Annotated in this window: 23 protein-coding genes and 1 pseudogene; 10 read left to right on the top strand and 14 right to left on the bottom strand. The window is 69.9% G+C overall.

The window, feature by feature from the left end; genetic code table 11:
* Positions 1-19: 19 nt before the first annotated feature.
* Positions 20-535 (bottom strand): SRPBCC domain-containing protein, encoded by a 516-nt coding sequence (locus MNZ29_RS01280; protein WP_242333067.1) that lies wholly within the window; start codon positions 533-535, stop codon positions 20-22.
* Entirely contained in the window at positions 532-876 is a 345-nt protein-coding gene (locus tag MNZ29_RS01275; RefSeq protein ID WP_242333065.1) for a helix-turn-helix transcriptional regulator, read from the bottom strand. The genes MNZ29_RS01280 and MNZ29_RS01275 overlap by 4 nt, the downstream gene beginning before the upstream one ends.
* Before the next feature lie 298 nt (positions 877-1,174).
* Here MNZ29_RS01275 and MNZ29_RS01270 point away from each other — a divergent pair, with 298 nt between their 5' ends.
* Together MNZ29_RS01270 and MNZ29_RS01265 are read left to right on the top strand one after the other, a co-directional pair.
* Complete coding sequence (locus MNZ29_RS01270; RefSeq protein WP_242333063.1) at positions 1,175-2,203, top strand: hypothetical protein; 1,029 nt, start codon at positions 1,175-1,177, stop codon at positions 2,201-2,203.
* Between the two features lie 430 nt (positions 2,204-2,633).
* A complete protein-coding gene (locus tag MNZ29_RS01265) occupies positions 2,634-3,608 on the top strand; it encodes a hypothetical protein (protein WP_242352335.1) in 975 nt (324 codons plus the stop codon).
* 8 nt (positions 3,609-3,616) lie between these two features.
* Here MNZ29_RS01265 and MNZ29_RS01260 read toward each other — a convergent pair whose 3' ends face one another.
* On the bottom strand, positions 3,617-4,831 hold the full coding sequence (locus MNZ29_RS01260) for an SUMF1/EgtB/PvdO family nonheme iron enzyme (protein ID WP_242352333.1): 1,215 nt from the start codon (positions 4,829-4,831) through the stop codon (positions 3,617-3,619).
* A 396-nt stretch (positions 4,832-5,227) separates the two neighbouring features.
* Here MNZ29_RS01260 and MNZ29_RS01255 point away from each other — a divergent pair, with 396 nt between their 5' ends.
* From MNZ29_RS01255 to MNZ29_RS01245, 3 genes are read left to right on the top strand one after another with little or no spacing between them, the layout of a single operon-like run.
* The gene (locus tag MNZ29_RS01255) at positions 5,228-5,842 is read left to right on the top strand and encodes a dihydrofolate reductase family protein (protein WP_242333057.1); all 615 of its coding nucleotides are present in this window, start codon (positions 5,228-5,230) and stop codon (positions 5,840-5,842) included.
* Between the two features lie 49 nt (positions 5,843-5,891).
* The gene (gene ligD / locus MNZ29_RS01250) at positions 5,892-6,890 is read left to right on the top strand and encodes a non-homologous end-joining DNA ligase (protein ID WP_242352330.1); all 999 of its coding nucleotides are present in this window, start codon (positions 5,892-5,894) and stop codon (positions 6,888-6,890) included.
* A gap of 43 nt (positions 6,891-6,933) precedes the next feature.
* On the top strand, positions 6,934-8,244 hold the full coding sequence (locus MNZ29_RS01245; protein ID WP_242333053.1) for a DNA polymerase IV: 1,311 nt from the start codon (positions 6,934-6,936) through the stop codon (positions 8,242-8,244).
* 71 nt (positions 8,245-8,315) lie between these two features.
* On the opposite strand, the gene MNZ29_RS01240 is transcribed toward MNZ29_RS01245, so the two are convergent.
* A complete protein-coding gene (locus MNZ29_RS01240; RefSeq protein ID WP_242333051.1) occupies positions 8,316-8,789 on the bottom strand; it encodes a VOC family protein in 474 nt (157 codons plus the stop codon).
* Between the two features lie 273 nt (positions 8,790-9,062).
* On the opposite strand from MNZ29_RS01240, the pseudogene MNZ29_RS01235 reads away from it, so the two are divergent.
* Positions 9,063-9,329, top strand: a pseudogene (locus tag MNZ29_RS01235) (cupin domain-containing protein); the annotation flags it as partial.
* A gap of 148 nt (positions 9,330-9,477) precedes the next feature.
* Positions 9,478-9,633: a hypothetical protein gene (locus MNZ29_RS01230; protein WP_242333175.1), complete on the top strand. Its 156-nt coding sequence runs from the start codon at positions 9,478-9,480 to the stop codon at positions 9,631-9,633.
* Between the two features lie 518 nt (positions 9,634-10,151).
* Here the strand turns inward: MNZ29_RS01230 and MNZ29_RS01225 are convergent.
* From MNZ29_RS01225 to MNZ29_RS01195, 7 genes are all read right to left on the bottom strand, one after another.
* Complete coding sequence (locus MNZ29_RS01225; RefSeq protein ID WP_242333049.1) at positions 10,152-10,676, bottom strand: membrane dipeptidase; 525 nt, start codon at positions 10,674-10,676, stop codon at positions 10,152-10,154.
* 90 nt (positions 10,677-10,766) lie between these two features.
* Positions 10,767-11,501 (bottom strand): ABC transporter ATP-binding protein, encoded by a 735-nt coding sequence (locus tag MNZ29_RS01220; RefSeq protein ID WP_242352328.1) that lies wholly within the window; start codon positions 11,499-11,501, stop codon positions 10,767-10,769.
* A complete protein-coding gene (locus MNZ29_RS01215) occupies positions 11,498-13,084 on the bottom strand; it encodes an iron ABC transporter permease (protein WP_242352326.1) in 1,587 nt (528 codons plus the stop codon). The genes MNZ29_RS01220 and MNZ29_RS01215 overlap by 4 nt, the downstream gene beginning before the upstream one ends.
* A complete protein-coding gene (locus tag MNZ29_RS01210) occupies positions 13,057-14,061 on the bottom strand; it encodes an ABC transporter substrate-binding protein (protein WP_242352324.1) in 1,005 nt (334 codons plus the stop codon). The genes MNZ29_RS01215 and MNZ29_RS01210 overlap by 28 nt, the downstream gene beginning before the upstream one ends.
* Positions 14,058-14,690, bottom strand: a complete 633-nt coding sequence (locus MNZ29_RS01205) for a hypothetical protein (RefSeq protein WP_242333041.1) — start codon at positions 14,688-14,690, stop codon at positions 14,058-14,060. Before MNZ29_RS01205 ends, MNZ29_RS01210 begins: the two co-directional genes overlap by 4 nt.
* Positions 14,691-14,834: 144 nt before the next feature.
* Entirely contained in the window at positions 14,835-16,127 is a 1,293-nt protein-coding gene (locus MNZ29_RS01200) for a NapC/NirT family cytochrome c (RefSeq protein ID WP_242333039.1), read from the bottom strand.
* Between the two features lie 56 nt (positions 16,128-16,183).
* Positions 16,184-16,837, bottom strand: a complete 654-nt coding sequence (locus MNZ29_RS01195; RefSeq protein WP_242333037.1) for a hypothetical protein — start codon at positions 16,835-16,837, stop codon at positions 16,184-16,186.
* Between the two features lie 139 nt (positions 16,838-16,976).
* Here MNZ29_RS01195 and MNZ29_RS01190 point away from each other — a divergent pair, with 139 nt between their 5' ends.
* Entirely contained in the window at positions 16,977-17,678 is a 702-nt protein-coding gene (locus MNZ29_RS01190) for a response regulator (RefSeq protein WP_242333035.1), read from the top strand.
* On the top strand, positions 17,675-19,018 hold the full coding sequence (locus MNZ29_RS01185) for a cell wall metabolism sensor histidine kinase WalK (protein WP_242333033.1): 1,344 nt from the start codon (positions 17,675-17,677) through the stop codon (positions 19,016-19,018). The genes MNZ29_RS01190 and MNZ29_RS01185 overlap by 4 nt, the downstream gene beginning before the upstream one ends.
* 154 nt (positions 19,019-19,172) lie before the next feature.
* Here the strand turns inward: MNZ29_RS01185 and MNZ29_RS01180 are convergent, their stop codons facing one another.
* From MNZ29_RS01180 to MNZ29_RS01170, 3 genes are all read right to left on the bottom strand, one after another.
* Positions 19,173-20,324, bottom strand: a complete 1,152-nt coding sequence (locus MNZ29_RS01180; protein WP_242352322.1) for a chromate resistance protein ChrB domain-containing protein — start codon at positions 20,322-20,324, stop codon at positions 19,173-19,175.
* Positions 20,325-21,023, bottom strand: coding sequence for a RibD family protein (locus tag MNZ29_RS01175; protein ID WP_242352320.1), 699 nt, complete (start codon positions 21,021-21,023; stop codon positions 20,325-20,327).
* A gap of 94 nt (positions 21,024-21,117) precedes the next feature.
* A complete protein-coding gene (locus tag MNZ29_RS01170) occupies positions 21,118-22,176 on the bottom strand; it encodes an NAD(P)-dependent alcohol dehydrogenase (RefSeq protein WP_242352318.1) in 1,059 nt (352 codons plus the stop codon).
* Between the two features lie 312 nt (positions 22,177-22,488).
* On the opposite strand from MNZ29_RS01170, the gene MNZ29_RS01165 reads away from it, so the two are divergent.
* Positions 22,489-24,111: a sodium:proton antiporter gene (locus tag MNZ29_RS01165; protein ID WP_242352316.1), complete on the top strand. Its 1,623-nt coding sequence runs from the start codon at positions 22,489-22,491 to the stop codon at positions 24,109-24,111.
* Positions 24,112-24,211: the final 100 nt, after the last annotated feature.

The raw sequence follows: 24,211 nt of genomic DNA, 5'->3' as shown, positions 1-24,211 counted from the left end.
GTAGGAAGGCCAGGCGCCGTCAGCTGAGCGACGAGCTCCGGCGCGCCGCCAGCGCCGCGGGGACCTTCGTGAGCTGGCTCTCGAAGCCCTGAGCGGACATGCGAGTCCACTGCTCGTCCCGGTGCGGCTCGATCTCGACCACCATGCGAACGCGTGCGCCTTCCGGAACGAGCTCCACCACCATGTCGTTGTCGTACGGCTCGACGCCGGGGATGAAGTCGATCCGATGGCGGAGCTTGAGCCGGCGCTTCGGCTCGAGCTCGACGAAGGTGCCGTGCGTCCCGTGGCGGACCGCCCAGCCTTCCTTCTGCATGTACGCGATCTCCTCGGCGCGGGTCGCGATCATGTCGTAGTCGAGCCTGCCGCCGACGCGTGGCTCGATCCTCGACACCTCGACCCGGAACCCCTCGGGACCCCACCACGACTCGAAGCCGTCCTTCGTGGTCCAGAGGTCCCAGAGGTCGTCTACCGGGCCGTCGTAGGTGCGTTCGAACCGGACCGGCTGAGGGTTCGGTGCTGCGCTCTCGTTCTTCATCTCGCCTTCTCCTTGGAGTGGGTGGCGCGAGCCGCGCGCCGTTTCCGCAGCGCCTCGCCGAAGCGGTCCAGCCGCCTGTCCCAGAGGCTCCGGTAGCCCTCCAGCCAGGCATCCAGCTCCTGAAACGGCTCCGGACGTAGCGAGTAGAGCCGGCGAGGCCCATCCGCACGGACCTGGACGAACCGCGCCTCCAGGAGGATCCGGAGGTGCCGCGACACGCCGGATTGATGGATGTCCAGCTTCCCGACCACGTCGTTGACCTGCTGCTCCCCGACGCTCAGCGCCTCGACGATGCGTCGCCGGGTGGGATCCGCGAGGGCCTGAAACGCGTCGAGGTGCATGTCCGTGCATATGCATGAACACGCATATGGCATGGGCCAAGGCCCCTTCCCCGTGCGGGTGCAGGAACACCATGGAGCGCGCGGCTGGAGCCAAGAACGGCCGCGGAAATGGTCGGCGGTTCGCGCGGCGGTACTGTCGGTCCGGGACTCCCACAACGCGAAGAACCCCTGAGATTTTTCTTGCGTGGTCCCATGATCATGGTACGGCAGGAGAATGACGCTCCAACCGCATCGTTCCTCGTTCTGGACGGCCCTCGCGCTCGCCATTTCCGTCGCCGGGTGCGGCGGGGGCGCTTCCATGGGGCCACCGCCGCGGCGGCCGAGCGTGGAGGTGCGGGGCGCGCCGGTCGCGATCTTCGAGCCCACCACCGGGAAGACGACCGTCGTCCTCGACTTCGTCCTGCGCGACTCCTCGGGGAACTCCATCGACCCTACGACGGCGCAGATTCGGCGGCTCGTCGACGGCCAGGAGGTCGACCTCGAGTCGGTCCCCGACTTCCGCGACACGAAGATGATGGCGAACCTGCGCGTCGGGATGGTGCTCGACGCCAGCTATTCGATGACGCAATGGCAGCCGCCGGCGTTCGAGCCCATGAAGCAGGCGGCGCTCGACACGCAGGCGTCGATCCGCCAGCAGTTCACGACCTGGAACACCGGGACGTTCTCGTCGCTGCTCGACTGGTTCCAGGACGGTTACGTCTGCGAGCCGTCGCCCGCGATGCCGGACGCGGCGGTCCTCGACATCCCCGCGCCGGTTCCGGGGGACGCGACGAAGCTCTTCGCGGCGACGGCGCGGATGGTCGATCGGATGAAGCAGCAGTATGACGCGCTCGTGGCGCCGGGGTCGTCCGATCACTTCGCGATGGTGGTCTTCACCGACGGCTGGGACAATTACAGCTGGTACGACAACTCCACCGCGCCCGCGATCAGCTACCCCGCGGCGGGCGGCTCCTTCTCCTGCGCGGGGACGGCGCCCATGACGCTCGACGGCCTGCTCGAGAAGCTCAGCGCGTTCCCGCAGCTCGAGGTCCACGTCATCGGTCTCGGGAACACCATCAAGGCCTCCGAGCTGTCGGCGATCGCCACGGCGGGGCACGGCCGGTTCGTGTCAAACCCCGACAGCAGCCAGGTGGCGACCCTGTTCCAGCAGATCGCGCGCGAGTTCACGACCATCCGCCGCGACGGAATCACGATGCCGCTCCCGCCCGGCGAGTACCAGTACGAGGAGCTGATCGAGGTGAACGGCGGCGTCGCGCGCGTGAAGTTCCGCTTCCGCGCGGGCGACGTGAACGCCGGGGTCGTGCCGGGGACCGTCTCCATCGGTTGAGGCTGCTCGCACCGAAGGCCTCGGGGTCAGCCCGGGCGCCCGCCCCGATCCGACGCCTCTGCGACGCCGGTCGCCGAAGAGCGATCCTGTCGGCCTGAGATGACCGCCTCGACGTCGCGGCATGCGGAGCAGTAGGCCTGGGTCCGGTCGTCGGCCTGCTTCACCACCCACATCACGCCGAGGCACTGCGGCGAGTGCCGGCCCCTGCGCTCGGCGTGCGGGCGGCGGGCGGAGCGGCGCGGACCCGGCTCCTCTTCGCCCACGGACCCGGGGAGCGCGTCGAGCGCTGAGCGGCAGCGCGCGGCTGGTCCAGCGGAACGCGGCAGGTGGTCACACCGGTGAGACGTACACCGCAGTGGCCTACCCAGGAGCCGTTCTGATGGTCATGCAGCCCGGAGCATGATCGGCTTGCTCGACGAGAGGAGACTCTATGCAGCGAACAGCGATGGCTATTGCCAGTTGCTTGTTGCTGGCTTGCGGGGCGCCGGGCGATGCCGATCCCGTGAGCGGGTCGCATGCGACATCAGCGTTGACCCCGGACGCCGTCGAGCCTGGCACCGGCTCGACGGCATGGGACCGGGATTCCGTGCGCGCGAGCTCGGCGGCGAAGGTCTCCGTGTGCCACCGCGCCGGCGGGCGATGGGTTCCCCTCACGCTTCCCGAGGCCGCCGTCAAGAGCCACGTCGGGAACCACGGAGACTTCGTCTATGACGTCTCCGAAGGACAATGCTGCTCGGATGCAGACTGCGGAGGCCTGTCATGTCGGCTTTCCGTCGGCCTCGATGGCGAGAGCCTCATTGGCATGTGTCCCAGGGCGGGCGGTGGCATGATCGACCCCAAAGCCGCCCTGCTCGCCATGGGCATTTTCGGATCCGCCTCCGGCTTTGCCGTTCCCTTCACCGGCGTCTTGAGCCGAGACGCCACCGGCCTCTACTCCTTGTCTTTCACGCTCAACGGCATCGGTGCACAGGTTCGGCTGGCGAATTTCGTGCCCAGCAGCGGGACGACATTGGCGGAGAACTTCTCAACGCAAGTCACGGTCACCTTGCCCCCGCGAGACGTCGGCCTCATTACGTTCGACCCAGGTTCTTGGCGGAGTTACCTCAACCTCAACTTTTCCGTGACTCCGCCTACGTTGTTGGGTGTCGGCACCGTCGACCTGATCAACGCCGACGTGGCGGGATTCACCCTTGAGATTACAGCGCCCGACTACCCGGTCGTCTTCGTTGAATCGGCCGGTTCGTATGGCATCTTGGACAACCTGGGACCCTATGTGCACCCGACTTCCTATATCGGGGACGGGTCAGGGCCGGCCGGGTTCTATATTGATCTGCCCGACGGTATGCCGACCATTCACTCGAACGTCCTGGTGTTCAGGGAAGCCGCGTACTCGGTGAGTTTGTAGACACGCCCTCAGCGTAGCGGTCCAACCAGCGGCACGGCGGCCACGCGGAATCCGAGATCGTCGCTGCTCATGTCCGGCTGGAACTCCTCCCGGTACGCGAGGTTGAGCCGCACGTTGGCCGCGCTGTACCAGGAGCCGCCACGCGTCACGCGCATGCCGGGCAGCGCCCGGTCGTTGCGATCGTCCTCGCGGTAGGGTTGCTCGACGTTGTAGTGACGATAGAGCGACGCCGTCCACTCCGCCGCGTTGCCGGACATGTGGTAGAGGCCGTAGCGATTGGCGCGGTACCGCTCGAGGCTCTCACCCGCGCCGACGACGGTAGGATCGGCATCCGGGTTCTTCCTCCAGTTGTAGAGCGCCGCCTGCGGTTCGCTCAGCGCCATGCCGAGGCCGTAGTCGAAGCCGTCCGGACCGCGCGCTGCCTTCTCCCATTCCCCCTCCGTCGGCAGCCGGTACCAGAACCGGCCACCTCCGAAGCGCCGGGTCAGCCAGCGGCAGTAGGCGTCCGCCTCGTACCAGGTGACGAGCACGACGGGGAGCGGGTCGCGACCGAAGCGCGGGAACCGGGGGTCGCTCGGTGTGAGCCGGGCCGTCGTCTGCGAAGCGGCCCGCGCGCGCCAGGCCCACCCGGCGTCGGTCCAGTTGGCCCGATCGTCGTAACCGCCAGGGTCCGCGAGGAAGCGCCGGAACTCGCCGTTCGTCGTCTCGAACGTCGCGATGAAGAAGCCCGCCACCCACGGGTGGTGCGCCAGGCGCGGAGTGCTCCGATCCCCGATCTCGAATGGTCCGCTCGGCACGTAGACGAAGCCCGGACCGTCGTCGGTCGGCGGCGTCGGATAGGGCGGCATCGGTCTCACCACGAGGTCGAGCGAACCGTCGCCGTTGGGGCCCGGTCGCTCGGGATCGAACGTGACGGGATAGAGCAGGCGTCCCTGCGGACCGTTCGCCTCGAGGAAGTACCGCGCCGGCGGAAGCCAGGCGGAGGTGAACGACTCGACAGCGACGGGAACCGCTTCGCCCTGGTTCTGCCCCGCGCGGTACAGAGCGAGGCGGGCCGCGCCCGGGTTCGAGACGCGCAACTCGACCTCACCCCGAGCCCGGCGATCCGCGCGGTCCTGGGCGCGGCGCTCGATCCGCGCGAACACTGCGAGACTGATCGCGAGCGGCAGGGCGACGACGATCAGGAGCGCCGCCGTCGCGAGGGCGAGCGAAGGGTGACGCATGAGAGCTCCACCACAGGACCACGCGCGGACGAGGTTGCCAAGATCACGCTGCACACCAGCGCCCGTCCCCAAACCGTCAGCTCGCTGTCGGCCGCGCCGACGGCACGTATGAACGCCTGCTCGCAGGGTTCGCCCGTCGCCGAGCGGTACGAGCTGAGGTTACCGGTCAGCCCGTCGAGCGCGAACACCTCGCCTCCGCGTCTCGCCGCTGCACGGTCGTCGACGCTGGCGTCGATCTCGGCGCCGTCTCGCTTGGGTCGCGACCGATGGAGTTTCCCGGCCGCCGGGTCGAATGCGTGTGTTTCGCTTCCAACGGCTCGGCGGCAGACCATTCTTCTGTGCCGAATCTGTCGACTCGGGCCGGCGTGATTCGTAGCCCTGGTGGAGGACTTGAGTATGCCCAAGATCGTCGTGAATGCATTTCTGACCCTGGACGGCGTCATGCAGGCTCCCGGCGGCCCCGACGAGGACCGCGACGGTGGGTTCGCGCACGGAGGCTGGCAGGCCCCCTACGTCGAGGACGTCATGGGACGGCTGGTCACCGAGGGGATCACGGACGCCGACGGTTTCCTGCTCGGGCGAAAGACCTACGACATCTTCGCCAACTACTGGCCCAAGGTCACCGACCCCAACGACCCCATCGCGACCGCGCTCAACTCGCGGCCGAAGTACGTGGTGTCGCGCAGCCTCGATCGCGTCACCTGGAACAATTCCAGCCTGATCAAGGGCGACGTGGTCGCCGAGCTCCGGAAGCTCCGGCAGCAGCCCGGCCGGACCGTGCACACCTGGGGCAGCACCGAGCTGCTCCAGACGCTGCTGAAGAACGACCTGATCGACGAGTACCGGCTGTTCATCTTCCCGGTGGTGCTCGGCTCCGGCAAGCGGCTCTTCGGTAGCGGCACGGTGCCGGTGGCGCTCAAGCAGGTGGAGTCGGTCACGAGCAGCAAGGGCGCGACGTACCACCGGTTCGAGCGCGGCGGAAAACCGGAGTACGGGCGGATGGGCGCTTAATCGCTACGACGGCCCGCCCAAATGGGCGCCAACGGCAAGTTTAGCGAGCGTGATCACTCACCCCGAGAAGGTGCTCTTTCCCGACTCCGCCATCACCAAGGGTGAGCTGTGCGCGTACTACGACGCGGTGGCGCCGTTGATGATCCCGCACATTCGCGGGCGTCCCATCACGATGGAGCGATTCCCCGCCGGCATCGAGAAGAAGGGCTTCATCCAGAAGGATGTGTCGAAGGGGTTTCCGAGCTGGCTCGAGCGCGTCGAGGTCGAGAAGCGCAACGGCAAGGCGGGCGAGTCCGTGCACTACCCGCTGGTCGGCGACGCGCGATCGCTGGTGTGGCTCGCCAACCAGAACTCGGTCACGCCCCACGTCTGGATCTCGCGAGTACCGAAGCTCCATCAGCCGGACCTGTGCGTGTTCGATCTCGATCCCTCCGCGGAGGATCCGCAGTCGCTGCGCACGGCCGCGCTGGCGGTGCGCGAGCTACTCGACGAGTTCGGGCTGCCGTCGTACGTGAAGACCTCGGGCTCGAAGGGATTCCATATCCTGATCCCGCTCGACGGCGAGGCCGACGCGGAGAGCGTCTGGCGGTTTGCGCACGACGCTGGCGCGGTGCTGGTCAAGCGCCACCCGCACATCCTGACCCAGGAGTTCATCAAGGCCGACCGTGGCGACCGCATCTTCGTCGACACCGGGCGCAACCTGCCGGGCGCGACGTTCGCCGCGGTCTACGCGGTTCGTGCCAGGCCGGGCGCGCCGATCTCGGCGCCGTGCACGTGGGCCGAGCTCGAGGAAGGCACCGTCGGCCCGCGCACGTTCACGCTGCGCACGATGGCGGCGCGCATCGGTGAAGTGGGCGAGCTCTGGTCCGACATGGACGATCGGCGGTGCTCGCTGCGCGACGCGACGGCGAGGCTGCAAACGATGTTGACCGACGCGGAACGGAGCGAGGCGCTGGCCGCGTCGACGCGGCGGCCGGTGTCCCGCAAGGCACCGCGCAAGCAGGCCCTGAAGCCAACCAGGAGCACCCCCTCGAAGCCCAGGCGGTGACTTGTACCTGAACGGATGATCAGGTAACGTTCGGCACATGGGGATGGCATCGGAGCTCGCGCGCGCGCAGCCGCTCACGGCGCCGCGCATCTGCTGCCTGGATCTCGATACGTTCTTCGTGTCCGTCGAGCGGCTGCTCGATCCGACGCTTGAAGGCAAACCGGTCATCGTCGGGGGAAAGCCGGGAAGCCGCGGCGTGGTCACCGCCGCCAGTTACGAGGTGCGCCGCCTCGGCGTGAAGTCGGGCATGTCGCTCGTCGAGGCTGGCAAGCGCGCGCCGAACGCGATCTACCTGTCCACCCGCCACGAGATCTACGGCACCTACGCCGAGCGCGTGCGCGAGATCGCGCGTCGCTTCGCGCCCACGGTGCGGGTCGCCAGCATCGACGAGATGTATCTCGACTTCTCCGGCTGCGAGCGGCTCTATGCCTCCGGCGACGCCGCCTGCGGGAACCGCAGCGAGGACCGCGCCGGCGACGACGTCATCGAGGGCGCGGTGCTGCAGTTGACGACGGCCGTCTTCGACGAGATCGGCCTGCCTTCCAGCGCCGGGGTCGCGACGAGCAAGGTCGTGGCCAAGGTGGCGTCGGCGCTGGCCAAGCCACGCGGTGTGATGCTGGTGCCTGCGGGCGTCGAGCGCGCCGTGCTCGCACCGCTGCCGGTGCGATCGTTCCCCGGCATCGGTCCGGTCGCCGAGGCCAAGCTGCACGCCGCCGGCTACCAGACGCTGGGCGCGGTAGCCGAGGCGCCGGTGGCGGATCTGCAGAAGATCTTCGGCGCGTGGGCGGCGTCGATCTCGCGCGGCGTGCAGGGCCTGGGCTCGGGCGACCTCGGCCGCGAGCGCCCGGCGTTCTCCGAGCACGATCCCGAGGGCGAGACCGTCGGCAGCATCTCCAACGAGCGGACCTTCCGCGAGGACGTGAGCGACCCGGCGTCGATCGAGGCGGTCCTGTGCGGGCTGTGCGAGCGGGTCTGCTGGCGCGCGCGCAAGCGCCACGTCAAGGCGCGAACGGTGACCCTCAAGCTGCGTTACGCCGACTTCCACACGCTCACGCGTTCGCACACCACGATGGCAACCAACTCGGAGCTCGAGCTCTATCCCATCGTCAAGGAGATGTTCGCGGCGGCGCGTACGCGGTCGCTGGCGATCCGCCTGCTCGGCCTCCAGCTCTCGAACCTCGGCACGTTCGAGCAGCTCCCGCTCTTCGATCGCAACGATCGCGTCGGCGCGGTCGTCGACAGCATCCGCGAGCGCTTCGGCTTCTCGACGGTCTCGCTGGCGACCGCGCGCGGCAGCCCGACGAGGCACGCGCCTTCCGGGCCGCGAGCATGCGTACGGCCGCGCGGGGGGTGAGCCCGCGTGCGCGCGCGCCGTCCACCCTCGGCGTTCAGCAGGTCCGACGCGTGATGAGGAGAGTCGAAGCGTCAGCCACGCCTCGCGGCCTCGATCGTGGCGACGTCGATCTTCTTCATGGGCATCATCGCTTGGAAAGCGCGCCTCGCTTCCTCACCCCCTGCCGCGAGCGCTTCGGTCAAGACCCGCGGCGTGATCTGCCAGGACACGCCCCACCTGTCCTTGCACCACCCGCACGCGCTCTCCTGGCCACCATTGCCGACGATCGCGTTCCAGTAGCGATCGGTCTCTGCTTGGTCGTCGGTCGCGATCTGGAACGAGAACGCTTCGTTGTGCTTGAACTCGGGCCCACCATTCAAGCCCATGCAATGCACCCCGGCTACGGTGAACTCGACCGTCAGCACGTCGCCCTTCTTGCCGCTGGGGTAGTCGCTGGGCGCGCGAAAGACGCGACCCATCGCGCTGTCTGGGAAGGTCTGGGTGTAGAAGCGGGCCGCGGCTTCGGCGTCCTTGTCGTACCACAGAACGATCGTGTTCTTGGCCATGTGCTCCTCCTCCGTCTCGCAACGGTCGCTATTGGGTTGGGGCCATGTCGGCCAGATGACGAGGGGCAGTCGCTCCGTGTGAGGTGCTAGTCGTAGCTGCCGCCCCCTGCACCAGGAATCGTCCAGCGCCCCTCGATGCGACGACCGTCGGGAAGCGATGCCACTTCCACGTTGAAGCCGCGCTCCGTGTCGCCGAGGACCGCGAAGCATCAGCGTGGGGCACGCAGCGCCCTCGTAGCGCGCAACGTGGCACCGCGCTAACACCACTGGGTCATGCCACGCGAGAAGAAGCGCGCTCCCATCCGTCTCCCTCCGGGCGCAGGCCGCGCGTACGCGATGGGCCCGGTGCACGCCGTCTTCAAGGCGGACGGCGAAGAGACGCGCAGGCGGTACTCGATCTCGGAGTGGTGGCTCGAGCCATACACGCGCGGTCCGGGCGCGCACGAGCATGAGGAGGACGACGTCTTCTTCGTGATCGAGGGGACGATGAGCTTCTTCGTGGGCGGCGCGTGGATCGACGCGCCGAAGGGTTCGCTCGTGATCGCGCCCGGAGGCACGGCGCACGACTTCGAGAACCGCACCGCGAAGCCGGCGGGGGCGCTCAACTTTCGGCGAGAGCTCCGACACCCCGTACTTCAGGACCGCGGAGGACGGCGGGCCGTCCGACTTCACGCTCGGCGACGACGACATGGTCGTCGTGTACGGCGTGAACCATGCCGCGATCGGAGTCGCGACGTACTCGAGCTTCGCCGTGTACGGCGACTGGGTGCGCTACCCGTGTCCGGACCCGGGAGCCGCACCGCGCTACCTCAACGGCGCGATCTGGTTCCGGCTCGCCGAGTAGCCCGACGACGGTATGCGCACGCTAAGTGAGCCCGCCATGATGCGCCGATCCCAGGCATGGGGGTTCATGCTTCGGATGACCGAGGCGAACTCTCGAATCGACGAGGCACCTGGCGGCGCCGGAAGGCGAGCGCGACCGAGCTCCTCTTCGGCTTCGAGCGAGCGCGCGCGGTTTCGCGATCCGAGCCGCAAACGGCTCGAGCCGGCCGCTCGCATCCGCCCCATCGGGCCACCATCTCGCGACGCGGCTATCGTTGCGCGTGAAAAGAGCACATCGTGGCCACACGGCCGCGGTACTGCGCCGATGAGAAGGAGTCAGATGTCAGCCAACAACTCTTGGAGCACCTGGTCGCTCGGGACGAAGCTCACGGTCGGAATCGGAGGGGTCCTCGCGGTCGTCCTCGTCCTCGTCCTGAACTTCGCCTGAGTCGCTGCGGGACGCGCCCGTCATGGGCGCGTTCCCCCAGCTCGGCTTTCGCAGCGAGCGCGTCGTGCGTGCCGCCTCCGCTGTTCGAGAGCCTACCGCGCGCTCCCGCCCAGCTCGCGGGAGACGCGCTCGACGTCGCGGAGCACACGCAGGAGTTGCCGCCCAGGATCTTGCGGATGTCGTCGGGCGAGTGACCGCGCGCGAGCAGTGCGGCGGTGGAGGAACGGCGACCACATCCTCGTCACGAGGTCGGCGTTCTCGAGCGAGCGGGTGAGCGCCTCGAGCACGGGCGCGTGCGCCTTCTCGGCGGCGGCGACGCGCGCGGCGTGTGCGGCGTCCAGGAAGGCCGAGTGGAAGTTGACGCCGACGACGCCGCCGTTCGCGGCGACGGCGCGGACGAGGTCGTCGGGGAGGTTCCGGCGGTGGTCGGCGAGCGCGCGGGCGTGTGCGCCGGACTCCGGTAGCTCCGGCGCGTGCCAGAGCACGAAGAAGACGGCGCCGACGTTCCCGCGGCGGGGCGTCTCGAGATTCACCTGGCCGAAATCGCGGAGCGGCTCGCCGAGGTCGAAGCGCCGGTCGAGGAGCCGCTGCGGGGTGTCGAGGTGCAGGTCGACCACGATGGCGTCGCGGTGGACCGGCGAGCATGATCCTTTCGGGGATCTCCGGCTCTGCCGCAGCTCGAGGTGCTCGGGCGTGCCGAGCTGTGTCTACGCGAGCGCCTGCAGGATCTGCCTGGCGAATGGCAGGTCCGTCCGCGAGCGCAGTCCGTCCAGGCTGCCCAGGTGCACGATCCGCCCCTCGTCGAGAACCGCCGTGTGATCCCCGAGCGCCTGCGCCTCCCGCGGATCGTGAGTGACGTAAAGAGCGGTGGCCTTGCGTTCGCCGAGGAGCTCGCGAAAGAACGCGAGCAGCTCTTGCTTGAGACCGACGTCCAGGTTCGAGAGCGGCTCGTCGAGCAGGACCGCGCGCGGGTCGAGCACGAGCGCCCGGGCGATGGCGACGCGCTGGCGCTCGCCACCTGAAAGCTCTCCGGGATGGCGACGCTCCTTTGCGGCGAGGCCGACGCGGGCGAGGATCGCGGCGATTCGGTCCTCCCGCTCGGCGCGCGTCACGCTTCTTCCAGCGAGCCCGAAGGCGAGATTCCCGTGGACCGTGAGGTGGGGCCAGAGGGCGAGGTCCTGGAAGACCATCGCGATCTCCCTCTCCTCCGGCGCGATCACGATCCGCCCTGGCTCGCTCACCAGCGCGTCCCCGATGCGCACGACGCCCGACTGCGGACGGACGAAGCCCGCCACGACTCTCAGGAGAGTGGTCTTTCCCGACCCCGAGCTGCCGAGGACCGAGAGGATCGCGCCGGCCGGCACCCGCAACGAGACCTCGTCGAGAACCTTTCGACCCTGGCGAAGCACGGCGACGCCGTCGAGCTCGATGGACGTGCTCACGCCTTCCTCCGAAAGAGAAGAACGGATCCTGCGACGAGCACCGCGGCCGTCATCGCCACGTGGACGCACGACAACGCCGCCACGACCGACTCCGGCCCGTTGGCCTCGAGCGTGAAGATCCGGACCGTCAGCGGCTCCTGGCCCGCCGGATAGAGCAGGACCGCCGTCTCGAGGTCTCGCAGGCAGAAGACGACGGCGAGGAGCCACGCCGCTGCGAGCCCGCGCCCGTGGAGCGGTACGAGGATCCGGCCCAGGCGGCGAAAGAAGCGCGCGCCGGCGATCGCCGCCGCCTCCTCGTAGTGCTCCGACCCCTGCGAAAAGGACACCGCCGCGGTCCGGAGGCCCACGGCGCCATACCGCGCCGCGAACGCCAGGGCGACGATGGCGCTCGTACCGTAGACGGCCTGGAGGGAGGGGCGATTCCAGGTGGCGATGAGGCCCACGCCCAGCACCGAAGCCGGCGTCACGAACGCCAGCACGGCGAGCGCGTCGAGCCCCACGCCGAAGCGGCGGCGTCGCGCCGCGGCGTGACCGATCACGACGGCGAGCGCGAGGACCAACGTCCCTGCGTTCAGCGCATCGAGAAGGCTGTTCCACGCGCTCGTCCCGATCCACCGCGGCAGCTCCGCGAAGCCGCCGCCGCGGGCGGCCCGGGCGGCGAGCGCCGCGATGGGCGCGAGTGGCAGCAGCGCCGCGGCGGCCACGAAGACGGTCGCGGCGGGGCGCCAGCGGCCGAGATGCAGCTCGGGGACCTCGCGGCTCCGCGCACCCAGCACCGCGAAGGATCGCCGTCCGGCGACGCGTCGCTCGAAGACGAGCAGCCCGACGGCGACCGCGAAGAGCGGCAGCGCCAGCGCGAACGCCTCTCCGGGCGCGTAGTCGGCGCCTCCGAGCCGCGAGAAGACCATTCCCGGGTAGACGGCCACCCGTAGGAACATCGGGACGCCGAGCTCGGAGAACGCGAGCGAGAAGACGATCAGCGCCGCGAGCGCGACGGCGGGCCGGATGAGCGGGAGGAGGATCCACGTCGCGGCGCGTCGGGGTCCCGCGACGAGGAGCGCCGCTTCCTCCAGCGTCGGATCGACGCCCTGCAGGGCGACGGCGGCGAGCGAGGTGGCGATTGGCGCGAGCGCGAGCGCGAGGACGAGGACGTCCCCCGGCGCAGAAAAGAGGATGCGAGCGCCGAGGTCCGATCCGACGAGGCCGCCGCGGCCGAACAGATGGAACCACCCCAGCGCGAGCAGGAAGGGCGGCACGAACAGCGGGAACGCATGCAGCCAGAGCGCAACGCGCCGGAGCGGGACGTCCGCGCGGCCGAGCAGCAACCCCAGCGGCAGCCCCACCGCGAGCGAGAGGACGGTCACGCCGGATGCGAGCCCGAAGGATGACAGGAAGAGGCCCCAGGTCCGGGGCGCGGAGAGCGCTTGCGCCGCATGGCGGAGAGCGTCGCCCTTCGCGAGCTCGCAGCCCAGGAACACGATTGGCGCGAGCGCCAGCGCGGCGAGGGTGATCCCGGCCGCGATGAGGAGGAGGGGCTCCTCCCGGCGCCGTAGCGCTATAGCCCAGCCCATTCCCGGAGCCATGGCTGGAGCCGCTCCATCGTTTCGGCGACCTTCGAGTAGTCGATCTGCATGGTCTTGAGCTCGCTCGCACGCTTTCCACCCGGCGCAGGGTCGACGCCGGCGCGCAGCGGGATGTGCGCGGCGGCGTCGACGAGCTTCTGCTCGGCGGGAACGGAGAGGAGGTAATCGACGAGCCTCCGCGCCTCCTCGGCGTGTGGCCCCGCGAGCGACACCACCGCGGTAGGCATCAGCAGGGTGCCCATCCCATCCTGATCGGGGTAGACGATCTCGATCGGCGCGCCGTCGTGGAGCGCCTCGGCCGCATCGTCGGTGTCGGCGAGGCCGAAGGCCACCTCGCCCGAGGCGACGAGGCGCTTCACCTCGCCGTTCGAGCTCGCGATCCGGCACCCGTTCGCCTTGAGCCGCGTGAGGAAGGCCTTCAGCGCGTCATCGCCCCACGCGTCCGCGAGCGCGGCGACGTGCATGGTGGTCGTGCCGAAGAGCGGGTTCGCGATCGCCGTCTGGCCCTTCCACCTCGGGTCCGCGAGGTCACGAACCGATCGAGGCATCTCGTCTGGCTTCACGCGGGTCTTGTTCACGAGGAGGAGGCGCGCCCTCGCGGCGCCACCGGTCCAGGTCCCGTCGGCCGCCTTGAAGGCCGGCGGTACCGCTGCGGCCTGCGGCGAGACGTACGCCTGAGCGAGCCCCCGCTTCACGAGCAGCTGCGGTCGGACGGGGTCCCCCGACCAGAACACGTCGGCCTGTGGGCTCCTCGCCTCGGCGATGATCCGGTTGAGGACCCCGGTGCTCTTCGTCTCCTCGGTGTCGAAGACGGCCCGGACCTTCACGCCGCTCTGGCGCTCGAAGTCGCGCAGGATGGGCTCCGTGAAGACCTGGTCGATCGACAGGTACACGACGACCTCGCGCGAGCGGCTCCGGCAGCCGGCGGCGGCCGCCAAGGCGAGGGCGAGGCAGAAGAGCGATCGGCGTTGAATCATCTCGGGACCCCCACGCTGAAACCCCAGGTCAGCCCGGCGCGGATCTCGGTGATGTCGATCCCGCCGGCGCGCGAGAGTCGCACGCCGGCATCGAGCGAGAGGCCGTCCGAAACGCGCCAGATCGATCCGACGAGGCCGGAGACCGTCGTCGGTTCGTCACGTTCCCACTCCACGAATGCTTCCGCGACGGGGCGAACGGGCCAGGCGGCGTGACCTTCGAGGATGACGCCGCCGAACACGCCGGGGGTGTGCGCGCGGGTCCAGACGCCGGCGCCGTTCACGTGGACGGTGAGATCACGCCAGCGCTGTGACACGACGAGCGCGCCCTCTGCCCCGACGCCGGGGTCGCCGTTGACGGTGGGGAGCAGGGCGGAGATCTCCGTCGCGACGCTCAGCCCATTTTTCTGCTGGAGGCTGCCTTCGCGCAGGACCCCCTTCAGCGAGAAGGCGGTGTCTTCGACGCGCAAGCGCGGCTCCTGGAGGTCGCTTCCGAGGTGCACGAGATGGCGCCCTTCGAGCACCGCCTCCCAGCGATCCGCGAAGCCCCAGTTGAGGATGAGGCTCGGCGCGACCAGCGTCTTGTCGGGCCCCCGCACCAGGTACCCGAGAGGCCCGAACTCGATCTCCATCTCACCCTTCGCTGCCACCGCGGCGTCCGTCGAGTTGAACGGTCGGTACGCGCTCGCCGTGAGTGGCCATGCCGCTGCGAGCGCGAACCAGGAGAGAAAGAGAGCGCGCCGAATCCACGATGTCGTTCTCACGACCGTCGTTCCTCAGTGGCCCGCCTTCACCTGAAGCGGCAAGGTGAACCGCGAGATCTCCCGCTGGTCTCCCTTGAACGTCCGGTCGTTGTAACGGTTGAGGTCGTACACGAGGTTCGCCTCGAGGACGTAGCTGCCGTCGCGGAGCTCGGGCTGCCAGGTCAGGACCCGCTCCTCGCCGGCCCGGACAGGCGCCTCGTGCGGGCCCTGCTCGTCCGCCTGGGTCGCGGCGATGTGGTCGGGACGCTTCTTGTCCTCCTCCAGGAAGGACCGGTCGTCGGGGCGTGGGCCGTACCAGGTCGCGAACATCCACTCGCGCGTGGCGAGGACCTTCCCCTTGCGATCGAGGACCCGCGTCTGGAGGTAGATGGCACGCCGGTTCGAGCCGGTGGGGACGGAGTGCCCAGCGCCGACGTTGATCACGTGGAGCTCCACGTTCGCGCGGTCCTGCTGCGGCTGCAGCATGACGAGCGAAAGGGCACTGCCGAGCCGCTGGCCGGAGTGACCGCCGGTCCAGAGGTGGCGCGCGACCGCGCGCACCGGGACGTCCGCGCCCTCGGCGGTCTTTCGCTGCGTCCGCGGCATGTGGCAGTCCTGGCACTGCTGGCGACCGAGACCCGGCGCGGCGAAGTCGTCACGCCACTCGAGATAGGTCTGGGTCTGCTTGCCCGGGACGCGCTTGCCCATGGAATGGCAGAACGCGCACATCTCCGAGCTCGACATGCGCTCGTCGGCGAGGGTCGCGTGCGGCGCGTCGACCTTGTGCGGCCCCCGGATCTTCCCTTCGGGGGTCAGGTGGCAGGAGGCGCAGGTGATGCCCTCGCCCTGCGCCTCAGCGCGGGGTGCCGGCTTCACGATCTCGAGCGCGGTGCGCTCCGGAATCGCGAACGGCTGCGGGAAGTGGCAGACGTTGCACTTCTTGCCTTCCTCCTCGGCCTCTCGCGCGTGGATGGGCCACGGATCGGTCCCCGAGACGGCGTGCGCACTCGCCGCGACCGACGTGCCGGCGGGCATCTCGAGGACCTTGTCACCCTGCGCGCGCAGCCTGACGCCGGGGTATCGCATGTCGCTCCCGAACCCCTCGGCGTACTCACGATAGATGGCCTGATGGCAGGCGCCGCAGTCGGCGGACGGCGTCGCGGTCCCCTTGGGGAAGTCCCTGGACGGCGTGATGGCCGGGGCCGCGGGTGCGGTCGGAGGGGCAGCGGGCGCGGGGGATGCGGGACCGGTGGGTGCGGGTGCCTGCGCTCGGGCAGCGGACCCCGTGAGGACGAGCGAGGCGAGGACGGCGGTGAGGGTCTTCACGATAAGGCTCCTGTCGTTTGAGCTGCGGGACGGAGAATCAGCGGCAGCGAGAGGCGCTATGGAAGCCCGGTCACCGACAGCGCATCGAAGGACGTGACCGAGTCGGCCTTCGTCCACACACCGACCTTCCCGGCGTCCTTGAACGTGTCGTCCGTCGCGTCGATGATCGGCTTCCCTTCCCAGGAGACCTGGAGCCGGTTGCCGCGCGCCTCGACCGCCAGCGTGTGCCAGGCCCCGGACACGACCCGTCCGCTCCAGCCCTTGATCTGCCGGCGCCGCCCGTCGACCACGCGGTACAGGTTCACGTTGTCCTCGAGCGCGTTGGCCCGGGCCAGGTAGTAATTGTCCGCGTCGCGGTAGCGGATGACGAGTCCGCAGGCCTGGTCGACCTTCCCCGCGACCGGCTTGCACCGGACCTCGGCGCGAAGATCCCTGAGCAAGGGTGCGTCGGCGGCCGCCACCGGGAAGCGGGAGTCGGTCCCGTCCTCATCGACCTGGGCCAGCACGTGATCGCCGGCGGGGGCGGAGGCGTCGAGCTGAATGACCCACTTTCCGGAACGGCCCTCGCCCGTCCGGCCGAAGGAGAAGCCGGCGGGCGGTGAGCCCACGGCATCTCCCTGGAAGTCCCAGGTCTTCCCAGCGGCCTGCGCCAGCGCCGGTCCTGCGAGCGCGACGGACGCCAGCGCAACAACACCGATCGTTCGAAGCATTGGACATCTCCCTTTCCTCGGTCGGAGCGAGCCGCTCCGCGAGAGCCAAGGATGGGGCAATCGCGCTCGCGGAGCTCCTGAAGACTCCCTGACAGCGCTGTCAGGATTCGTCTGCCATGGCGCCGCTATACTTCCCATCGTGCATGCCGAAGCTCCCCCGAGAGTCCTGATCGTCGAGGACGAGACGAAGGTGGCGCGGGCGCTCGCCGACGGGCTCGGCGCCGAGCGCTTCGAGACGCGCGTCGCGGCGAGCGGGGAGGACGGGTTCTTCCTCGTCTCGAACGAGTCGTTCGATCTCATCCTGCTCGATCTCATGCTCCCGCAGCGCGGCGGCCTCGAGATCCTCGCAGCGCTCCGGGCTCGCGGTCTTCAGACCCCGGTGCTGATCCTCACGGCCAAGGACACCGTCGAGGACCGGGTCCTGGGCCTCGACGTCGGCGCGGACGACTACCTCGTGAAGCCCTTCGCCTTCCCCGAGCTGCTGGCTCGCATCCGGGCCCTGCTCCGCCGCGGCAGGCTCGATCCGGCGTCGAAGCTCCGGCACGAAGACCTCGAGCTCGACCCCGTGAGTCGAGCCGTCGAGCGCGGTTCGCGGGCGCTGGAGCTCACGGCCAAGGAGTTCGAGATCCTCGAGTACCTGCTCCGCCACCAGGGGCGCGTGGTCTCCCGCGAGATGCTCGCGCGGGACGTCTGGAAGGTGACCGCGCGCGCGACGCCGCTCGACAACGTGATCGACGTGACCATCGCGCGGCTGCGCCGGAAGGTCGACGATCCGTTCCCGAGGAAGCTCGTCCACACCATCCGTGGCGTCGGCTTCGTGCTGGGCATGGAGCCGCGATGACGCTCCGGCCGCAGAGCGTCCGCGCACGTCTCGCGCTGTGGCACGCGGGCGTGCTGACCCTCATCGTCTGCGCCTTCTCCGGAGCGGTCTACGCGCTCGTCCGAGCCCAGCTCTTCCGCGATCTCGATGCCCGGCTGGCGCGCGACGTCGCGACGATCGAGCGAACCTATCGGGAGGCCGACTACGATCTCGCGGAGGTCGAGACCCGCGCCGGTGTCGAGCTCTTCGAGGTCACCAACGCCGGAAGCGTCCTTTATCGAACGGCTGCCTGGACGAGGATCGGGCTCGACCGGGCGGCGCTGACCGAGGCCGTGCCGGCCACCTGGTCCTCGCCGCAAGGGCACTCCTATCGGATCGAGACGAGGTCGTGGCACGAGCTCCGGATCGCGGTCGCGACCGACGAGGCGCTCACTCTCCGCGCTCTGGGCCGGCTCGCGCTCATTCTCGCGCTCGGCATCCCCTGCGCCGCGATCGGCGCGCTGGCAGGCGGGTACCTCCTCGCCGGCCGCGTCCTGGCGCCAGTCGGCGCCATGGCCAGGCACGCTCGGCGCATCACCGCCGAGTCGCTCGAGGCACGGCTGCCGGTCGAAGACCCTCGCGACGAGTTCGGCCAGCTGGCGGGCGTGTTCAACGACACGCTGGCCCGGCTGCATGACGCGTTCGAGCGCCTCCGCCGCTTCACCTCCGACGCCTCGCACGAGCTGCGGACGCCGCTCACCGCGATGCGGAGCGTGGGGGAGGTGGCGCTGCAGGGCGCGCGCGATCCGGCAGCCTACCGCGAGGTCATCGGCAGCATGCTGGAGGAAGTCGAACGGCTGACGAGGCTCGTCGAGGGCCTGCTCCTCCTGACCCGCGCCGACGCGGGACGCATCCAGGCTGCGCAGGCGGTGGTGGATCTGGGCGCGCTCGCGACGAGCGCTGCGGAGCACCTCCGAGTTCTCGCCGAGGAGAAGGGGCAGGAGCTGACGGTCGACGCCCCTCCCGCGGTTCAGGCGCGGTGCGATCCGGCGTTGGTCCGGCAGGGAGTCGTGAACCTCCTGGACAACGCGATCAAGTACACGCCGCAGAGCGGCTCGATTCGTGTGGTGGTCGAGGTCCTGCCTTCTGGTGAGCCAGCCGTCGAGGTGAGAGACACCGGTCCCGGGATCGCACCGGCGCACCTTGAGCGGATCTTCGAGCGCTTCTACCGGGTGGACGCCGACCGGGCGAGGCAAGCTGGCGGAATGGGGCTCGGCCTCGCCATCGCGCGGTCGGTCATCGCGGCGAACGGCGGCCGGATCGAGGTCGAGAGCACCGAGGGAGACGGGAGCGTCTTTCGAATGGTGCTGCCCGCCGTGTGACGACCGGCTGGATCCGTCCCGCATGAGAGCGCTCCTCCGAAGAGGCCTGGAGCGAAGGCGCGGAGAAGGCCGAGCGCTCCCCCCGCCGCCACGACGACGACGACGTTCAGCCGCCACCTCCAGAAGGTGAGTTCTCCTTCTGCGCGTCGAGCGATCAGTGCCTGGCGGCGCCGCTGTGCACGGCGTACAGGTCGTCGAACAGCGCCGTGCCGCGGGCGAGGCGCTGCTCGTCGTCGGCATGCGCGGCAGCGATGCCCGCGACGAGCTGCCCGATGCCAGGCGCCTCCTCGCGGCCGTACTTCGCGTCCTTCACGTCGATGTCGTGGACGATCTCGGCGATCGCGCGGAGGGCGGGATCTGTGAGGCCGAATCGCCGCACGAGCACCTCGAACGTGCACAGCTCGCCCTCGTGAGTGAACTCCGATTCGAACATGTCGAAGCGAAGCTCGCCCTCTTCCGGGCGATACCCCTTCGCCGGGACGAACTTGAAGCGCGCCTCCGGATCGATGAACTTCCGGATGAGCCATGCGCTCGCCATCCGGTCCACCTTGATCCCGGTGCGTGTCACCCAGGTGCGGCCTTGGTGCTGCTCACGAGCCAGCGACGCCTTCGCCGGCTCCGTTCCTTCGACGAACCTCATGCGTGCCTCCATTCCGGACAGGAGGCCATCGACGACCTCGCGCCCGGGTGCTCCGAAGAAGTCGATCGCGGCGAGCTCGGTCGCGCGCTGGCGGAGGCGTGCAACCTGCCTTGCGAGCTCGGCGCGGCGGTCCTCGGGAACGACGCCTCGCTTCGGAAAAGCTGCCGCGATGGCGCGCGCCTGCTCCGCGAGGTGGCGGAAGTCGGCCTCGCGCTCCGACTGGAACCGCTCGATCACCCGCTCGTCGGAGAGGCCTTCGATGAACCGGGCCTCGACGATCGACGCGTCGCCGCCGCCCTTGACGACCTCGCGAAGGACCCACTGGAAGTCCTCCTGCGACTCGTCGTCGTAGGGCAGGGCGTAGACCGAGTTCTTGATCGCGACCGCCCCGATGCGAGCCAGGTGCCGGCCGATCTTGACCCGCAGATAGGCTGGTGTCGGCGGGATCTGGTGGATCAGCAGCATCCAGCGCGCCTCCGGCCGGGCGGGGGGACTCTCACGTTTCTTCAAGGCGCTCAACTGTGTCGTTGATGTAGCAAGTGAATCATTGGTGCGCGAGACCCGGACGGGACGGACTCCGAGCGTGCAGGCCTCCGCGCAACCGCGCGGTGCCGAGACGGGCCGGTGAGCGTGGGCGGTCGTCAGCGGAGGTGGTCTCGGGCGCATTCACCTGTGGCCCGAGCTCCGGATCCGGTACCGGACCCAGAGCAGGTCGCCGCGACGACGCTCGACGGACACGAGCTTCAGGTGTCGCGCCGGCCCGGGCCCTTCACGCGCGTCGAAGAGCGTCGGCGTGCCGACCCCGCCGTCGGCGACGGGAGCGACGAGGACGCTGAGCTCGTCGATGACGCCGGCTGCCAGGAACGAGCCGTTGATCTTTCCGCCGCCCTCGAGGAGCAGCCGTCGAATTCCGAACCGGGATCGCAGCTTGCGGAGCACGGTGGGAACGTCGATCCGGCTCTTTCCGCCGAACAGGTAGGAGACGCCGCGCGCGCGCAGGAACGCGAGGTAGCGATCCGGGACCTGCTCCGTGAGCACCGTCACGGCGTGCTCCCCGTCGATCGCGCCCGATTCCCAGCGCAGCTTCCCGCCGGGATCGATCGCGACGGCGTACGAGGGGGCGTCGGAGCGCGCGACGAAGTCCGTCCGCGGGAGGCGGGCGCCGCGCGTGGACGCCGGCAGCCTCGCCTTCCCCGCGTAGGGCTCCATCGAGATGCGGCCGATGATCCAGGCGTCCGCCTGGAACGACGCGGCGGTGCGCTCGTACTCCGCGAGGAGCCCATGCGGCAGGCGCCAGCCGTCGGTGACGATCCGTCCATCGACGGACGGGACCATGTGACAGATCACGTAAGGACGCTTCGTCATGACGGGCTCACCGACCGTACTGCGCGGGCGGTGGAGCGAGGACGGAGAGGGAGACGATCGCTGCGAGCAGGTTCATGTCGCCGGCCTCGACGGCCTACGCCGCCTTCAGGGAAGCCATGTCGATCGAGAAGCGGTACTTCACGTCCGACCGCAGCATCCGCTCGTACGCCTCGTTCACCTTCTGCACCGGGATCACCTCGACGTCGGCGGTGATGCCGTGCTTGCCGCAGAAGTCGAGCATCTCCTGCGTCTCCGGGATGCCGCCGATGGGCGAGCCGGAGATGCTGCGGCGGCCCAGGATCAGCCCGAAGGCGGCGAGGGCGGACGGCCTCTCCGGCGCGCCGACGAGCGTGAGGGTGCCGTCGCGCCGGAGGAGCTGGACGTACGCGTTGAGGTCGTGCTCGGCGGAGACCGTGTCGAGGATGAAGTCGAAGCTGGCCGCGTGCTTCCGCATCTCGTCGGCGTTGCGCGACACGACGGCCTCGTGCGCGCCGAGGCGCAACGCGTCCTCCTTCTTGCTGGGCGAGGTCGTGAAGGCGACGACGTGGGCGCCGAGCGCGCGGGCGAACTTCACGCCCATGTGGCCGAGCCCGCCGATGCCGACGACGCCGACCTTCTTTCCCTTCGTGACACCCCAGTGGCGCAGCGGCGACCAGGTCGTGATGCCGGCGCAGAGCAGCGGCGCGACGCCGGCGAGGTCGAGGTTCGAGGGGACACGCAGGACGAAGCGCTCGTCGACGACGATCCCGTCCGAGTAGCCACCGTAGGTGACGCCGCCGAGGTGCTTGTCCGGCGCGTTGTAGGTGAGGACCTGGCCGGGGCAGAACTGCTCGAGCCCGGCCTGGCACTCGGGGCAGGTGCGATCCGAGTCGACGAGGCAGCCGACGGCGGCGAGGTCGCCGGTCGCGAACTTCGTCACGGCGGAACCGACCCTCGTCACGCGACCGACGATCTCGTGGCCGGGAACGCACGGGTACACCGTGGACATCAGGCTGCTCCACTCGTTCCGGACGGTGTGGAGATCGGAGTGGCAGATCCCGCAGAACAGGATCTCGAGCTGAACGTCATGCGGGGTCGGATCGCGACGGGCGATGGTGGTAGGGGCGAGCGGCGCGGTCGCGCTCGCCGCGGAGTAGGCCTTGGCGTGGAACATGGACTGTTTCTCCCTTCGGGGTGCGCTGCGGCCCTGCACGGAGCCGGGCGACGCCGTGAAACCTACGCGCGCGCCGAGCCCCGCGAAACGGGCGAGAAGTGGATGGGCCGTTCAGGAAAGCTTCACGAAATGCAGGACTCCACCGGCTTACCGTGAGGAGGGGAGGGATGGAGCGTCAGCCTCGAACGATCCCGCAGCCCGTTACTCAGCCGGGCGAGCACGAGAAGGGCGGCTCTGACTCGCGGTCGGCCCGACCCGTGCGGAGCGGGCGCCTGAATTGCGGACGCGTGTGCCACCGCACAACCCTACGGCATGGTCGTCTTCGAGATCGTCATCGCCTTGCTGCTCGCGGGCGCCGGCCTGACCGCTTTGTCGCGGCGCATGGGGACGCCGTACCCCGCGATGCTGGCGCTCGCCGGCGCTGCCCTGGCGCTCGTCCCCGGCACTCCGACGCTGGTGCTCGAGCCCGATCTGGCGCTGACGCTCTTCGTCGCGCCGGTGCTCCTCGACGCCGCGTTCGATTCGTCCGCGCGCGATCTTCGCGCCAACTGGCGGTCCGTTGCCGGGCTCGCCGTGGGCGCCGTCGCCTTGACCGTCGCCCTCGTGGCGGTGGTGGCCCGGGCGGTCGTGCCGGACATGCCGTGGGCCGCCGCGGTGGCGCTCGGCGCGATCGTCGCTCCACCCGACGCGGCAGCCGCGATGGCGGTCCTGGGGCAGCTCCGCCCGCCGCACCGCCTCCTCGTGATCCTCGAGGGCGAGAGCCTCTTCAACGACGCGACCGCGCTCCTCGTCTTCCGGCTCGCGCTCGGCGCCGCACTCGCGGGCTCGGTGTCCCCGGTGAAGGCCATCCCGCTGCTCGTCGTGGTGACCGCCGGCAGCGTGGTGCTCGGGTACGTGCTGTCGCGCGTGATCGTACCGCTCACCGCGCGGATCCAGGACGTGCCCATCGCGGTCGTCGTCCAGTTCTGCGGCACGTTCGCCGTGTGGATGCTCGCGGAGCGCCTCCACCTCTCGGGCATCCTCACCGTCGTCGTCTTCGCGATGGCGAGCACGCGGGCCGCGTCGCGTTCCGTTCCCGCGCGGGTCCGGGTCCCGTCGTACGCGGTGTGGGAGTTCGCGGTCTTCGTCTTGAACGTGCTCGCGTTCATCCTCGTCGGGTTCCAGCTCAAGGCGATCCTGGGCCGGATCGACGCGGCCACGCTGGCTCGCTACGTCGTGGTCGCGGCGGCAGTCTGCGCCGCCACCATCCTCGCGCGCATCGTCTGGGTCTCCGGCGCAGCCGCGGTCAGCCGGTGGCGGTGCCGTCCCGCTGCCGAGGGCGAGGAGCCGCGCCGCGACGCCGTCGGGCTGTCGCCCCGCGCGGCGGCCGTCGTCGGGTGGTGCGGGATGCGCGGGATCGTCACGCTCGCCGCGGCGCTCGCGCTTCCCGCGGGAGGAGGCGGCGGGGCGGCGTTCCCGTACCGCGACCTGGTCCTGTTCACGGCGTTCTCGGTCGTGCTCGGCACGCTCGTCGTTCAGGGGCTGACGCTCCGGCCTCTGATGAGCGCGCTGCGGCTGCGGGATGACGGCGAGATCGAGCGCGAGCTGCGCCTGGCTCGCGTGGAGGCGCTGCGGGCGTCGGTCGCGGCGGCGGGAGAGGCGCCCGGTGACGACATGTCGAGCATGCTGCGCCGCCGCTACGAGGTGCTGCTCCGCCGCGCCGAAGCCGACAACGCCGGCGGGGCGGTGGGCGCGGATGGGCAAGAGGGGCAGCGGCTCGACGTCGGGACGGACCTGGTACGCAAGGCGACGGCCGCCGCGCGCAGCCGGATCCTCGCGCTGCGGGCGGACGGCACGATCGGCGACGCTGCGTTCCAGCGCGTCGAGCAGGAGCTCGACCGGGAGGAGCTGAACTTCCAGCCCCTCGGACCGGACGAGGCGGCTGCCGCGCGCTGACGTGGCGGCGCCAACGGGCCCGCGCGAGCCGCGCCTCGAGCGACCGCGCGTCCGCAAGGAGCGGCGCGTTCGCGTCCGCGCGCCGCCACGCCCGCAGGAG

Origin of the sequence: Anaeromyxobacter sp. SG64, assembly GCF_022690745.1 — a bacterium.
GTDB lineage: Bacteria > Myxococcota > Myxococcia > Myxococcales > Anaeromyxobacteraceae > Anaeromyxobacter > Anaeromyxobacter soli.
Note: the sequence above shows the minus strand (reverse complement) of the source record. Positions and strands in the feature narration are given on the sequence as shown.